Consider the following 13,313-nt stretch of genomic DNA (forward strand, 5'->3'; position numbering starts at 1 on the left):
GAGAGAGCAGCCATGCAGTTCGTCATCGACGCCCTGCTCCGCGCGGGCGACCTGATGCTCGTCACGCTCGGCCTCAGCACCGTCTATGCCCTGGTTCGTTTCCCGAACCTGGCGCAGACGGAATATGCCACGGTCGGCGCCTTCCTGGGCCTGCTCTTCGCCGGTTTCGGCCTGCCGCTGTGGGCCGCGGCGCTCGCCGCCTCGGTGATCACCGGGGGCTTCGCCGTTGCCCTGCATCGGCTGGCCTTCGCGCCTTTGCTCAAGGTCTCGCCGGTGATCGCCATGATCGGCTCGCTCGCCGCCGCGATCATCGTGCGTTCACTCATCCAGGCGATCGCCGGCACCCGTTCGACCCGCTTCGACCTGCCGATCGAAACACCGATGATGGTGCTCGGCGCCGCCATCACGATGACCCAGGTGGTGATCCTGTCGGTTACCGCCGTCTTCGTCCTGGGCTTCCTGATCGTCCTCTACAAGACCGGGCTCGGCCGGGCGATGCGGGCGGTGGCGACCCAGCCCGAACTGGCCCGGGCCTGCGGCATCGATTCAAACCGCGTGGTCGATGCCATCGGCTTCCTGGGCGGTGCCTTCGCAGCCTTGGGCGGCGTCTTGCTCGCGGTCGGCAGCCAGGTTCATTTCAACCTGGGGCAGGACCTGCTGTTGCCGGTCTTCGCCGCGGCCATCGTGGGCGGGCTCGGCAGCCCGGTCGGCGCCGTCTTCGGCTGCCTGGCACTCGCCGTGGTCGAAACGCTGGTGACCAATCTCAACTTCGGCTTCCTGACCGGGGACGACTTCCTCTACGTCCCGCTCGCCTATGGTCCGGCCGCCGGCTTCTGTCTTCTGGTGCTGACCCTGATCGTCCGGCCGAACGGTCTCTTCTTCAGGGAGAGCGCCCGTGTCTGATTTCATCGTCCATGTCCTCATCATCGCCGCCACCTATGGCATCGCGGCGGCCAGCCTGAACCTGCAGATCGGCGTCGCGGGCCTGATGAACTTCGGCCAGATCGCCTTCTTCGGCATCGGCGGCTATGCCGTCGCCATGGCGGCGAGCGCCGGCCTGCCGCCCATCGCCGGCATTCCCCTCGGGGTCCTGCTGGCGGCCGGGGCGGGCGCCGCCATCGGCCGGCTGGGCCGGAACCTGAAGGCGGAATATTGGGCCATCGCCACCCTCGGCATCGCCGAGATCTTCCGCATCGTGCTGATCAACGAGGGCTGGGCGACCGGCGGGGCCGGCGGCATCGGTGGCGAGCTCTCGCTCTTCCCCGGCCTCAAGGAACCGGCGGCGACCTGGGCCATGCTGGGCGTCGCCCTGGCCGGCCTCGTGCTCGCCTGGGCCCTGGCGCGTGGCCTGACCGAGCGGCAGTTCGGCCGTATCCTCCGCCTGATGCGGGAGCAGCCGGACCTCGCCGTCTCCTTCGGCCACGACATCGTGCGTTACAAGGTGAAGGCGATGGCCGTCGCCGCTGCGATCGCCGCCTTCGGGGGCGCGCTGGCGACCTCCTACATCGCCTATATAAGCCCGGGCGATCTCGTTTCCTTCGGCACCTTCATGCTGTGGACCATGGTGATCATCGGCGGCGTCGGTAACAACCGCGGCGCCGTGTTGGGCGCCTTCGTCGTCCAGTTCATCTTCGTCGGCGCCCTGTTCCTGAAGGACGGGCTCGGCCTTCCCTCCGAACTCGCGGGCGCGCTCCGCATGCTGATCGTCGGCGTGCTGCTGCTCGCCTTCCTGATGATCCGACCCGAAGGGCTGCTGCCCGAGAGGCTGCGCAAGATCGATGCTGAAGACTGAAGCCATCGCCAAGCATTTCGGCGGCCTCGAAGTGCTGTCGGACGTCAATCTCAGGGTCGAGGCGGGCGAGATCGTCGGCCTGCTGGGGCCGAACGGCTCGGGCAAGACCACCCTGCTCAATATCCTGTCGGGTTTCCTGCGTCCCTCCGCCGGCCGCATCCGCTACGACGGGCGGGAAATCGGCGGCCTGGCGCCCGAGGCGATCGCCCGCCTGGGTATCCGGCGCACCTTCCAGCTGCCCCGGATGCCCGAGAAAATGTCCTGCGCCGAGCTGTTGTTGACCGCGGTCGACCAGCCGGCCGGCACCCGCCTCTTCGCCTGGCCCGGCAGTGCCCGCGCCGAAGCGCGGAGCGCCCGGAAACGCGCCTTCGAGATGCTGGAGCATCTGGAGTTGACCCGCGTCGCCCATCAGCCGGCCTCGGGCATTTCCGGCGGCCAGCAGAAGTTGCTGGCGCTGGGGGCCGCGATCCTGGGCGGCGCCCGCCTTCTGCTGCTCGACGAGCCGACGGCGGGGGTCAACCCGACGCTCCGCCTTCGCCTGGTCGAGACCTTGCAGGAAATCCGCCGGCAGGGCGTGACCCTCGTCGTCGTCGAACACGACATGGGCTTCATCGGCCGGCTGTGCGACCGCTGCGTCGTGCTCGACCGCGGCGTGCTGATCGCCGACTGCAAGCCCGAACACCTGATGGAGAACGAACGGGTGGTCGAAGCCTATCTCGGCAAACGCGAAACGCGGCCGGCGGCGTCCGAAACCCTGCTGCGCACGGCGGAGGCCTGACCATGGCGCTGGAATTGAGCGGCATCGCCGCCGGTTACGTTCCCGGGGTGGACATCCTGCGCGGCCTCAGCCTGACGGCGACGCCGGGCGAGATCGTCACCATCATCGGCCCCAACGGTTCCGGCAAGTCGACCAGCCTCAAGGTCGCGGCCGGTTACCTGCTGCCCCATACCGGCACGGTCACCATCGACGGCGAGGCGGTACAGGCCCGCCCGATCGACCAGCGGGTGCGCAAGAACGGCATCGCCATCGTGCCGCAGTCGAACAATGTCTTCGGCGCCCTCACGGTCTCGGAAAATCTCGATCTCGGCGGCAGCTTCATGCCCTCGGCCGCACGGCACCGGCGCATGGAAGAGCTGATCGAGGCCTATCCCCTGCTGAAGCGGAAATGGCGCGAGAAGGCCTATACGCTGTCGGGCGGCGAACGCCAAGTGCTGGCGCTGGCCCGCGCCTTGATGCCCTCGCCCCGCTACGTCCTGCTGGACGAGCCTTCGGCCGGCCTGTCGCCCCTGATGCTGCACGAAGTCTTCCTCGCCGTACGCGAGATCGTGCGCAAGCTCGGCATCTCCGTCCTGCTGGTCGAGCAGAACGCGACCGAAGCGTTGGCGATTTCCGACCGGGCCTATGTCCTCGTCTTGGGCCAGGTCGCCCTCGAGGGGCCGGCCGCATCCGTGCTGGCGGACGATCAGGTTCGCCAGCTCTATCTGGGCGGCGCCGCCGTCTGAAGTTTCCACCGAGGAGAAGAGAATGACTGCCATCGAACGGCTCGACATGGGCCCGCGCATGAGCCAGGCCGTGATCCACGGCGATACCGTCTATCTGGCCGGCCAGGTGGCGCTGGGCGCCCCCGGCCAGTCGGTCACGGCGCAGACCACCGACATCCTGGGCCGGATCGATTCCCTGCTCGCCCGCGCCGGCACGGACAAGACGAAGATCCTGTCGGTGACCATCTGGCTGGCCGACATCGCGACTTTCGCCGAGATGAACGCCGTCTATGATGGCTGGGTCCCGGCCGGTCACACGGCGGCGCGGGCCTGCGTCGAATCGAAACTGGCGGCACCGGACTTCACGGTCGAGATCCAGGTCGTCGCCGCCCGCTGATAAGGGCAAAAGGGGTTGGGGATGGAACGCACGGCGACACAAATATCGCTCGACGACAAATACGACCTGGCGAAGCACCAGGTCTATCTGACCGGGACGCAGGCGCTGGTGCGCCTGTGCCTGATGCAGCGCGAGCGCGACCGCCGTGCGGGCCTCGCCACCGCGGGATTCGTCTCCGGCTATCGGGGCTCGCCCCTTGGCGGGGTCGATACCCAGTTCACCCGGGCGGGCAAGGTCCTGGCGGCTTCCGACATCCGCTTCCAGCCCGGCCTGAACGAAGACCTGGCGGCGACCGCGATCTGGGGCACCCAGCAGGCGACCATGCGGGGCGAAGGCCGGGTCGACGGCGTCTTCGCCGTCTGGTACGGCAAGGGTCCCGGGGTCGACCGCACGGGGGACGTGTTCCGTCACGCCAATCTGGCCGGCACCGACCCCAAGGGCGGCGTGCTCGCCCTGCTCGGCGACGACCACGTCGCCGAATCCTCGACCACCGCGCATCAGAGCGAATTCGCCCTGGTCGATGCCATGATGCCGATCCTCTCGCCCGCGGGTGTGCAGGAAATATTGGATTTCGGCCTCCAGGGCTTTGCCCTGTCGCGCTATTCGGGCTGCTGGGTCGGGCTCAAATGCGTGAAGGACACGGTCGAATCGACCGTCGCGGTCGATGGCCGCATGGAACGGGTGGCGATCCGCCTGCCCGACGACGTGGCGCTGCCCGAGGGCGGCCTGGGCATCCGCCCGCGCGACGGTTTCCTGGCCATGGAAGAGCGGCTGCACGAAGCGAAACGCCCGGCGGTCGAAGCCTTCACCCGGGCGAATGGCCTCGACCGGGTGATCTTCCGCGGTGGCGAACGTCCGCGCATCGGCGTCGTCACCGCGGGCAAGAGCTATCTCGACGTGCGTCAGGCCCTGCAGGACCTCGGCATCGACGAGGCGGCGGCGGACAACCTCGGCCTCGCGCTCTACAAGGTGGGCGTGGTCTGGCCGCTGGAGCCGCAGGGCATCGCCACCTTCGCCCTCGGCCTCGATCTCGTCATCGTGGTCGAGGAAAAGCGCGGCCTGATCGAAGGCCAGATGCGCGACATCCTCTATGGCCGGGACGGTGCGCCCCTGATCGTCGGCAAGCACGACGAGACGGGCGCCCTGCTCTTCCCCGCCCATGGCGCGCTCGACGTGAACGAGGTGGCGATCGCCATCGGCCGCCGGCTCGGTGCCGGCACGGGTGCCCTGGCCAATCGGTTGGCGGCGATCGAACAGGCCCAGCAGCGCCTGGCCGAGGCGGGCGATGTCAGCAGCCGCACGCCCTATTTCTGCGCCGGCTGCCCGCACAACACCTCGACCCGCCTGCCCGAGGGCGCGCGCGGCTATGCCGGCATCGGCTGCCATTACATGGCGCAATGGATGGACCGCTCGACCGAAGGCTATGTCCAGATGGGCGGCGAAGGGGCGAGCTGGGTCGGCGAGGCGAATTTCTCGACACGCCGCCACATGTTCCAGAACCTGGGCGACGGCACCTATAACCATTCCGGTTCCCTGGCGATCCGCTTCGCCGTTGGTGCCGGGGTCAATATCACCTACAAGATCCTGTTCAACGACGCCGTCGCCATGACCGGCGGCCAGCCCCATGACGGCGGCCTGAGCGTGCAGAAGATCGCCGCCCAGGTGGCGGCCGAAGGCGTTGCCCGTATCGCCGTGGTGACCGACGAGCCGGAGAAATATCCCCCCGGCACCGTCTGGCCCGCCGGCACCAAAGTGCATCACCGCAGCGAACTGATCCCGGTCGAGGCCGAGCTGGCCAAGGTGCCCGGCGTCACCGTGGTGATCTACGACCAGACCTGCGCCGCCGAGAAGCGCCGCAGGCGCAAGCGCGGCACTTTCCCCGATCCCGACCGCCGCGTGATCATCAACGAGCAGGTGTGCGAAGGCTGCGGCGATTGCGGCGTGCAGTCGAATTGCGTCGCGGTGCAGCCGGTGGAAACGCCGCTCGGCCGCAAGCGCCGGATCGACCAATCGTCCTGCAACAAGGATTTCTCCTGCGTCGAGGGTTTCTGCCCCTCCTTCGTCTCGGTCTCGGGCGCGAGCCTGCGGAAGCCGAAGCCGGCCGCCACCACGGGCGAACTGCCTGAACCGCCGGCCCCCGTGCTGCCGGCGATCGACGGCACCTATAATATCCTGGTCACCGGGGTCGGCGGCACCGGGGTGGTCACGGTCGGCGCCATCCTGTCGATGGCGGCCCATCTCGAGGGCAAGGGCTTCGGCGTGATCGACATGGCCGGCCTCGCCCAGAAGGGCGGCGCCGTCTATTCCCACATCCGCCTGGCGGCGACGCCGGCCGACATCACGGCGATCCGCATCGGCGCCGGCGGCGCCGACCTGCTGCTCGGCGGCGATATCGCGGTGGCCGGCACGGCCAAGGCGCTGGCAGCCCTGGAGCGCGGCCGGAGCCGCGTGGTGATCAACACGGCGGAAGTGCTGCCGGGCGATTTCACCCGCGACGCCGATTTCTCCCTGCCGGTCGAGCGGGTGAAGAAGGCGCTGACCGTGGCCGCAGGCAGCGACGCCTGCCGTTTCGTCGATGCCAATCGGCTGGCCCTGGCCCTGCTCGGCAATACGATCGGCGCCAATCTCTTCCTGCTCGGCCTCGCCTGGCAGGTGGGGGCGGTGCCGCTGGCCTACGCTTCGCTGATGCAGGCGATCGAGGTGAACGGCGAGGCGGTGGCGATGAACAAGGCCGCTTTCGATTGGGGCCGCCGCGCCGCTGTCGACCCTGCGGGCGTCGCCGCCCTTGCCGGTGCCAGACCCGCCCCGGCGGCAGAGGCGGAAAGTCTGGACGCCCTGGTGGCGCGCCATGCCGAATTCCTGACCGCCTACCAGAACGCCGGCTATGCCGCCCGCTATCGCCACTTCGTCGAGACGGTGCACAACGCGGAACCGGCGGGGCGGGACGAACTCAGCCGCACGGTCGCCCGCAACCTGTTCCGCCTGATGGCCTATAAGGACGAATATGAGGTCGCGCGCCTGTTCACCGACGGCGCCTTCGCCCGCCAATTGACCGAGACTTTCGAGGGTGACGGTCTCCGCCTTCGCTTCCATCTGGCGCCGCCCCTGCTGGCCCGGCACGATCCGGTCAGCGGGCGGCCGCGCAAGATGACGTTCGGTCCCTGGGTGCTGCCCCTGTTCCGCCTGCTCGCCAAAGGCAAGGGGCTGCGCGGGACTTGGGCCGATCCCTTCGGCAAGACGGCGGAGCGGCGCATGGAACGCCGCCTAATCGCGGACTATGTGGCCATGATCGGCGACCTGTTGCCGCAGCTCGGCGGGGAGAATTACCGGACCGTGGTGGCCCTGGCCGCCCTGCCGGAGAAGATCCGCGGCTTCGGCCCGGTGAAACAGGCCGCGGTCACTGCTGCCGCGGCCGAACGCAGCCGCCTGCTGGCCCGCCTGGCCCAGCCGGCAGCCCCCCTGCGCGAGGTCGGGACATGAGGGTGACGGCCTGAATACAGGGGTGTCGAACGGTTTGACACAGGCGGTGCCGCGTGCCATCACCGGCGCGAACAAGGATGCGAAACGCATGACCGCAGCAAAACGCCCCGCCGTCACCGACATTCCGCCCGAAAACGCCCCCGATCTCCCTCCCGGTTCGACCCGCCGGGGCCGGGCGGCAGCCGGTGCCGACAAGCGGGAAGGTACCGCCGTCACAAGGACCTATGATTCCCTGCGCGGCCTGATCCTCAACTATGAGATCAAGCCGAACGAACGCCTGAACGAGGTCGAACTGGCGGCCCGCTTCAACGTCAGCCGCACGCCGCTCCGCGAAGCGCTGAACCGCCTGGCGGTCGAGCGGCTGCTCCGCTTCGAGCCGTCGATCGGCTTCTACCGGCCGAAGATCGACGTCCAGGAGATCGTGAACCTCTACGAGTTCCGCGTCATGCTGGAGACCGAGGGGGTGAAACTGGCGGTCGAACGCGCCACGGACGCCGAGATCGCCGAGGTCACCGCCTTCTGGAAGGATGCCTTCGCCCGCCGCGCCACCGTCACCAGGGCGGAGCGGATCGCCAACGACGAGCAGTTCCACGAACGCGTCACCGCCCTCGGCCACAACGACGAATTGGTCAATGCGCTGCGCAGCGTCAACGCCCGCATTCACTTCATCCGCTGGGCCGACACGCAGGGCGGCGACGAGCACGAGGCGAGCTATCACCGCCACCTCGAACTGCTCACCGTACTCGGCGAGCGCGATCAGGCACGGGCCATCGCGGTCCTGCGCAACATCATCGTGATGCGTCAGGAAGAGATCGTGGCGATCCTCAAGGAAGGCGCCGCCAAGCTCTATCTCGCCAACGTCTGAGCGCCTGGCCCCGGCGCGGTCCGTCAGGCCCCGGCCAGCGCCAGCAGGCCGGCGACGTCGAGGTGGCGCTCCATATGGTCGGCCAGGCCGTCCAGCGCCGCTTCCACCGACGCACCATGGGACAGAACGCCGGGCGTGACGCCGAGGCCGGCCAGAAAGGCACGACGGAATTCGTCGCCCGCGAAGATGCCGTGCAGGTAACTGCCCATGATCCGCCCGTCGGCCGAGACGGCGCCTTCCGGCGTGCCATCGATATGCGCGAAGGGCCTTGACCGGTCCGGTCCCTCGGTCCGGCCGATGTGGATTTCATAGCCTTCCAGGGCGGTGCCGGTCGCGGCATGGACGGCCCTGGTGCGGGTCAGGCGCTTGTCGCCGGTCATCGCCGTCGCGACGTCGAGCAGACCGAGGCCCGCCGTCTCGCCCGCCGGCCCCTCGATGCCGCCCAGATCGGCCACCGTCCGGCCCAGCATCTGATAACCGCCGCAAATGCCGAGCAGGCGTCCGCCGCGGCGGACGTGGGCGGCGATATCGACGTCCCAGCCCTGACGCCGGAGGAAATCGAGATCGCCCCGGGTCGACTTGGTGCCGGGAATGATCACGAGGTCACAGTCGCCCGGGATCGCCTGGCCCGGCAGAATCATGCGCAGCGACACGCCCGGTTCCAGCTTCAGGGGATCGAGATCGTCGAAATTGGCGATCCGCGACAGCGCCAGGCAGGCGACGCGAAAGCCGCCGGCGCCGCCGCTGGGGGTGAGATCGAGGGCGTCTTCCGCGGGCAGGCGCGCCGCATCGGGAAAGAACGGCAGCACGCCGAAGCCGCGCCAGCCCGTGCGCGCCTCGATCAGCCGGTAGCCGTCGTCGAACAGGGCGGGATCGCCGCGGAACTTGTTGATCAGGAAGCCGCGCACCAGGGCGGCATCGTCCGCCTCGAGGACCGCCTGGGTGCCGACGATCTGGGCGATCACGCCGCCCCGGTCGATGTCGCCGGCCAGGACCACGGGGACATTCGCCGCGCGGGCGAAGCCCATGTTGGCGATGTCATTGGCCCGCAGGTTCACTTCGGCCGGGCTGCCGGCGCCTTCGACGATCACCAGGTCGGCCAAGCGCGAGACTGCCGCGAAACTATCGAGGACGGCGGCCATCAGGCCCTGCTTCAGCACGGCATAGTCGCCTGCCCGGGTGGAGGTCAGGCACCGCCCCTGCACCACGACCTGGGCCCCCGTGTCGGTCTCGGGCTTCAGCAGGACGGGGTTCATATGGACGCTGGCCGGAATGCCGGCGGCCAGGGCCTGCAAGGCCTGGGCGCGGCCGATCTCGCCGCCGTCCGCCGTCACCGCCGCATTGTTCGACATGTTCTGCGGCTTGAAGGGGGCGACGGAGAGCCCCCGCCGCCGCGCCGCGCGCAGCAGGCCGGCGACCAGCAGGGACTTGCCGACATTGGAGCCGGTGCCCTGGATCATCAGGGCGGGCATCGGAACTCGCCCCATGCCGCCACCGTCGCCGGTCCGGCAATCCGCACAATAGCGCTCATCTGCGCTCCTCTTCCGCCCGATCGCAGCCCGGCCCGCCGCCCCCCTTGTCTATGACAGGCGACGCGGCGGCGCGAGAGGGAAAACCGGGCGCCTGAACGCGGCCTTTCCGCCGCCGGAGGGCTCAGGCGTGATCGTCGCCCGGCTCCGCGCTGCTGTCGACGGCGAGCATCATGAGGACGACGAGCACGACCGGCACCGCCGCCAGCGCCGCATAGAGGGCGACCTGCATGCCGATGGCGACGCAACCAATGACGACCATGGCCAGGACGTTGGCGAGCGTATAGGGCAGCGTTTCAGCGGCAACGAAGCCGGCCAGGAAACCCCCGGCGTGGCGCACCCGGGATTTCAGGCCGAGCGAAGGCGGTGCCACGGGCAGGACGCCCAACGCCCGGTCGCGCAGCAGCAGGACAGATCCCACGGCGAGGCCGAGCAGGGCGATCGGCACCGCCATCAAGAGGCCGAGCAGCCGAAGCCCCGCCCCGAGGCCGAGGGCGACGGCGCCGACAGTCGCATGACGCAGGGCAGGCGACGCCGCGGCACGCCAGGCGACCAGCACGGCGAGCCAGAGGGCGACGCCGATCGCGGCGCCGGGCAGGCCCGCCGCCATAAAGCCCGCAACGGCGGCGAGCACGGCATTGACCAGGGCGAAGGGGATCATGGCTGGGACTCCGGACTGTCGTTGTCGAAGAGAATGCGGACGGCGGCACCGTCGAGGTCGTCGTATTGGCCGTTGGACGTGGTCCACAAGAAGGCGGCCAGGCCGAGACCGCCGAGGGCGAGGGCGATCGGGATCAGGAACAGGATGGCGTCCATGGCGATCAGTCCTTCTCGCGCCGAAGGGTTTCCGGGGCAGCGACGCTCACGGTTCCACCTCGATGTCGACGATGCGATGGATCTTGTCGTCGCCCGCGCGGGCGATGACGCGGATCGACCAGTGGCCGGCCAGCGGCAGTTTCACCGCGCCGTCCCATTCGCCCGGCGCCGTTTCGGCCATGGTCACCGGCAGGATCTGGGCGAGCCGGGTCAGGCGTTCGGCCGTCACCGTCAAGGCCGCCGCGAGCGGCCGGCCGTCGTGGTCGCGGAGCGTGACGTGGAAGCGGCCCTGCAGCGGCCCGGTCGCCTCGAAACGGCCATCCACCGTCCAGCCGAGGCGCTTCTCCGCCTCGCGTGCGGCCATGATCTCGTTGTAGTCGAGGCCGGTCGCATAGGCTTCGTCGGTGACAAGGCCGGTGAAGCTCTGATAGGCGATGCGGATGAAATCGCCTTCGAGCACGGCCAGGAACAGGAAGAAGCCGACGAAAGCGAAGGGAATCCAGCGGTCACGCCGTTCGGTCTTCATTCCGGCCCCCAGAAGTAGCTGTCGATCCGGCGCAGCACCCGGCCGGTCGACGCATCGCTGAACTGGACCGTGATCTCCCGCCGGCCCTCGACCGGGGTGCCGCGCGGCACCGTGATCATCAGGCGGTCGTCGGCGGACCGATCCTGGTTCACCGTGAACCGGGCATCGTCGCGGTCGCCGATGCGAAGCTTGGCGCCGGGCAGGCCTTCGACCGAGACGGCGACCGCCGCCAGTGCCGGCAGGCGGTGCGACAGGCGGATCTGGTAATCGTTGCGGATACTGCCGTCGGAGAGCGCGACGAAGGGCGGATTGCGCTGGGGCGTCAGGTCGATGGTCACCCGCTGGATGGTCGAAAGGCCGAAGCCGAGCAGGCCGACGACGACGAGGCAGCCGGCGGCGAAGAAGATCGTCTTCGGCCGAATCACCCGGGCTTTCGGCCGGACCAGGGCGGGGCTCGCCTGATTGGCTTCGCTGTCGAAGCGGATCAGGCCGGCCGGCCGCTCCAGCTTGGCCATGACGTCGTCGCAGGCATCGATGCAGAGGCCGCAACCGATGCAGCCCATTTGCAGGCCTTCGCGGATGTCGACCCCGGTCGGGCAGACGGCGAAACAGCGTTCGCAATCGACGCAGTCGCCCCGCGTCGCCGCGCCGGGCGCCGGCGATGAATCCGGCGCCAGCTCGGGCTTGAGCGCCAGGCGTTTCTTGCCCCGCGGCTCGCCCCGCCAGGCCTGATAGGTCACCACGAGACTGTCGGCATCGAGCAGCGCCGCCTGGAAACGCGGCCAGGGACACATGTGGAGACACACCCGCTCCCGCGCAAAGCCGGCGAGCAACCAGGTCGTCGCGGTCAGCAGGAGGATGGCGAACACCGTACCGGCGGAGGCCCGGCCGGACAGGAGAGCACCCGGCAGGGCCGTGACATCGGTGAAATAGGCAGCGAAGCCGATGCCGGTGAGCAGCGACAGCCCGGTCCAGAAGACCTGGCGGATCACCTTTGCCCCGCCCCTGCCCTTGCCGGCAATGCGGTCGGCCAGCCGGTCCATGGCGAAGAAAAGATCGGTCCACACCGTCTGCGGACAGGTGAAGCCGCACCACAGCCGGCCCGAGATCGCCGTCGCCAGAAACAGGCCGAGCGCGCCCAGGATCATCAGGCCGAGCACCAGCGGCAGGTCCTGCGGCCAGAACTCGAGGCCGAAGACGAGCAGGCGGCGGCCCGGCACGTCGAACATCACGGCCTGCCCCGGCTGATCGAGCCCGCGATCGAAGCGGAGCCAGGGCACGGCGAAGAAGAGGCCGATCAGGCCGAGGCCCACCAGGGTCTTGATCCGGCGGTAGCGGCCCTTGACCGGCAGCGGCACCGGACGGCGACGGGCCGCCCGGCCGCGTGCCGGGGCGGCGGCACTCACCGCTCGCCCCCGCCCAGGCTGTGGACATAGGTCGCCAGCATACGGATCGTCGCCTCGTCGAAACGGGCGGCGAAGGAGGGCATCATCCCCATGCGCGGCTGCGTGACCTGGCGGATCACCGCGTCCCGCCCCCGGCCGTAGAGCCAGATGGCGTCGTTCAGCCGGGGTGCGCCGAACTCGCGCGAGCCTTCGCCGGACGGGCCGTGGCAGGCGGCGCAATTGGCCCGGAACACGGCGGCGCCGGGCATCGCCGCGCGGGTCGCATCGGCGGCCGGGTCGGACAGGCTGACGACATAATCCGCCACCTGTTCGATCTCGCCCTTCGACAGATTGTCGCCGAAGGTCGGCATGACGCTGGAGCGGCTGTCGGAATCGTCGTTGCGGATGCCGTGAGTGATGGTCTGGCGGATGTCGTCGATCTTGCCGCCCCACAGCCAATCGTCGTCGACCAGCGAGGGGAACTGGCCCTGCTGGCCGCCAGCACCGACGCCGTGACAGGGCGCGCAATTCTGGTTGAACAGCGCCTTGCCTCCGGCGACGGCGAAACGCCGGAGGTCCGGATCGGCTTCGACCTGTTCGAGCGGCACGGCCATGATGGCGCTACGCCACGGCCCCTGGGCGGTCGCCGCCGCGGCCTGGTCTTCCGCCAGCTGGCCCTTGCTGGTCCACTTCAGGGCACCCGGCAGGAAGCCCGTGGTGCCGGCGAAAGACGGCATCAGATAGAGATAGATGACGGCAACGGCGATGGTGGCCAGGAACACCGAGACCCACCAATGCGGGATCGGCGTGGTCAATTCCTTGATGCCGTCCCACTCGTGGCCGGTGGTGCGGTAACCGCTCACGGGATCACGTTCAGGAGATGCCATCGATCTCGTCCTTCACGGCAAAGGGAATCATGCTGTTGTGGCGCATGGCCTGGCGCACCGAGGGGCGGAAGGTCCGCCAGGCGACCAGCAGGAAGAAGGCGAAGGCGATCACGAGCCAGGCGCACATGAGAAAGGTGATGTGCCATTCGGTCAT

At 69.1% G+C, this 13,313-nt stretch carries 14 protein-coding genes; 7 read left to right on the forward strand and 7 right to left on the reverse strand.

Features of this window, described 5'->3' with window-relative positions:
• Positions 1–12: 12 nt before the first annotated feature.
• The 7 genes from WC493_RS04840 to WC493_RS04870 all read left to right on the forward strand — a co-directional run bounded on the left by WC493_RS04840 (position 13) and on the right by WC493_RS04870 (position 8,016).
• Positions 13–903: a branched-chain amino acid ABC transporter permease gene (locus WC493_RS04840; protein ID WP_373063093.1), complete on the forward strand. Its 891-nt coding sequence runs from the start codon at positions 13–15 to the stop codon at positions 901–903.
• The gene (locus WC493_RS04845; protein WP_373063095.1) at positions 896–1,792 is read left to right on the forward strand and encodes a branched-chain amino acid ABC transporter permease; all 897 of its coding nucleotides are present in this window, start codon (positions 896–898) and stop codon (positions 1,790–1,792) included. Before WC493_RS04840 ends, WC493_RS04845 begins: the two co-directional genes overlap by 8 nt.
• On the forward strand, positions 1,779–2,570 hold the full coding sequence (locus WC493_RS04850) for an ABC transporter ATP-binding protein (protein ID WP_373063097.1): 792 nt from the start codon (positions 1,779–1,781) through the stop codon (positions 2,568–2,570). The genes WC493_RS04845 and WC493_RS04850 overlap by 14 nt, the downstream gene beginning before the upstream one ends.
• Positions 2,571–2,572: 2 nt before the next feature.
• Positions 2,573–3,295, forward strand: a complete 723-nt coding sequence (locus tag WC493_RS04855; RefSeq protein ID WP_373063099.1) for an ABC transporter ATP-binding protein — start codon at positions 2,573–2,575, stop codon at positions 3,293–3,295.
• A gap of 22 nt (positions 3,296–3,317) precedes the next feature.
• Positions 3,318–3,671 carry a RidA family protein gene (locus tag WC493_RS04860; protein ID WP_373063101.1) on the forward strand — a complete coding sequence of 118 codons (354 nt, stop codon included), beginning with the start codon at positions 3,318–3,320 and terminating at the stop codon, positions 3,669–3,671.
• Positions 3,672–3,692: 21 nt separating this feature from the next.
• Positions 3,693–7,151 (forward strand): indolepyruvate ferredoxin oxidoreductase family protein, encoded by a 3,459-nt coding sequence (locus WC493_RS04865; protein ID WP_373063103.1) that lies wholly within the window; start codon positions 3,693–3,695, stop codon positions 7,149–7,151.
• Between the two features lie 88 nt (positions 7,152–7,239).
• Complete coding sequence (locus tag WC493_RS04870; RefSeq protein WP_373063105.1) at positions 7,240–8,016, forward strand: GntR family transcriptional regulator; 777 nt, start codon at positions 7,240–7,242, stop codon at positions 8,014–8,016.
• Positions 8,017–8,039: 23 nt separating this feature from the next.
• Here WC493_RS04870 and WC493_RS04875 read toward each other — a convergent pair whose 3' ends face one another.
• The 7 genes from WC493_RS04875 to WC493_RS04905 form a co-directional block, all read right to left on the reverse strand.
• Positions 8,040–9,488: a cobyric acid synthase gene (locus tag WC493_RS04875; RefSeq protein ID WP_373063107.1), complete on the reverse strand. Its 1,449-nt coding sequence runs from the start codon at positions 9,486–9,488 to the stop codon at positions 8,040–8,042.
• A 181-nt stretch (positions 9,489–9,669) separates the two neighbouring features.
• Positions 9,670–10,206, reverse strand: coding sequence for a hypothetical protein (locus WC493_RS04880; RefSeq protein ID WP_373063109.1), 537 nt, complete (start codon positions 10,204–10,206; stop codon positions 9,670–9,672).
• On the reverse strand, positions 10,203–10,361 hold the full coding sequence (gene ccoS, locus WC493_RS04885; protein WP_373063111.1) for a cbb3-type cytochrome oxidase assembly protein CcoS: 159 nt from the start codon (positions 10,359–10,361) through the stop codon (positions 10,203–10,205). The genes WC493_RS04880 and ccoS overlap by 4 nt, the downstream gene beginning before the upstream one ends.
• 46 nt (positions 10,362–10,407) lie before the next feature.
• Complete coding sequence (locus WC493_RS04890; protein ID WP_373063113.1) at positions 10,408–10,887, reverse strand: FixH family protein; 480 nt, start codon at positions 10,885–10,887, stop codon at positions 10,408–10,410.
• Positions 10,884–12,293, reverse strand: a complete 1,410-nt coding sequence (gene ccoG, locus WC493_RS04895; protein ID WP_373063115.1) for a cytochrome c oxidase accessory protein CcoG — start codon at positions 12,291–12,293, stop codon at positions 10,884–10,886. The genes WC493_RS04890 and ccoG overlap by 4 nt, the downstream gene beginning before the upstream one ends.
• Positions 12,290–13,159 (reverse strand): cytochrome-c oxidase, cbb3-type subunit III, encoded by an 870-nt coding sequence (gene ccoP, locus WC493_RS04900; RefSeq protein ID WP_373063117.1) that lies wholly within the window; start codon positions 13,157–13,159, stop codon positions 12,290–12,292. Before ccoP ends, ccoG begins: the two co-directional genes overlap by 4 nt.
• Positions 13,146–13,313 carry a hypothetical protein gene (locus WC493_RS04905; protein ID WP_373063119.1) on the reverse strand — a complete coding sequence of 56 codons (168 nt, stop codon included), beginning with the start codon at positions 13,311–13,313 and terminating at the stop codon, positions 13,146–13,148. The genes ccoP and WC493_RS04905 overlap by 14 nt, the downstream gene beginning before the upstream one ends.

The sequence above is a fragment of the Zavarzinia sp. genome (genome assembly GCF_041650655.1).
GTDB lineage: Bacteria > Pseudomonadota > Alphaproteobacteria > Zavarziniales > Zavarziniaceae > Zavarzinia.

Excerpts from the sequence above, each read along its gene's own strand:
- WC493_RS04840 (WP_373063093.1), top strand. The coding sequence starts at position 13 with ATGCAGTTCGTCATCGACGCCCTGCTCCGCGCGGGCGACCTGATGCTC.
- WC493_RS04850 (WP_373063097.1), top strand. The coding sequence starts at position 1,779 with ATGCTGAAGACTGAAGCCATCGCCAAGCATTTCGGCGGCCTCGAAGTG.
- WC493_RS04855 (WP_373063099.1), top strand. The coding sequence starts at position 2,573 with ATGGCGCTGGAATTGAGCGGCATCGCCGCCGGTTACGTTCCCGGGGTG.
- WC493_RS04860 (WP_373063101.1), top strand. The coding sequence starts at position 3,318 with ATGACTGCCATCGAACGGCTCGACATGGGCCCGCGCATGAGCCAGGCC.
- WC493_RS04865 (WP_373063103.1), top strand. The coding sequence starts at position 3,693 with ATGGAACGCACGGCGACACAAATATCGCTCGACGACAAATACGACCTG.
- WC493_RS04870 (WP_373063105.1), top strand. The coding sequence starts at position 7,240 with ATGACCGCAGCAAAACGCCCCGCCGTCACCGACATTCCGCCCGAAAAC.
- WC493_RS04875 (WP_373063107.1), bottom strand. The coding sequence starts at position 9,488 with ATGCCCGCCCTGATGATCCAGGGCACCGGCTCCAATGTCGGCAAGTCC.
- WC493_RS04880 (WP_373063109.1), bottom strand. The coding sequence starts at position 10,206 with ATGATCCCCTTCGCCCTGGTCAATGCCGTGCTCGCCGCCGTTGCGGGC.
- ccoS (WP_373063111.1), bottom strand. The coding sequence starts at position 10,361 with ATGGACGCCATCCTGTTCCTGATCCCGATCGCCCTCGCCCTCGGCGGT.
- WC493_RS04890 (WP_373063113.1), bottom strand. The coding sequence starts at position 10,887 with ATGAAGACCGAACGGCGTGACCGCTGGATTCCCTTCGCTTTCGTCGGC.
- ccoP (WP_373063117.1), bottom strand. The coding sequence starts at position 13,159 with ATGGCATCTCCTGAACGTGATCCCGTGAGCGGTTACCGCACCACCGGC.
- WC493_RS04905 (WP_373063119.1), bottom strand. The coding sequence starts at position 13,313 with ATGACCGAATGGCACATCACCTTTCTCATGTGCGCCTGGCTCGTGATC.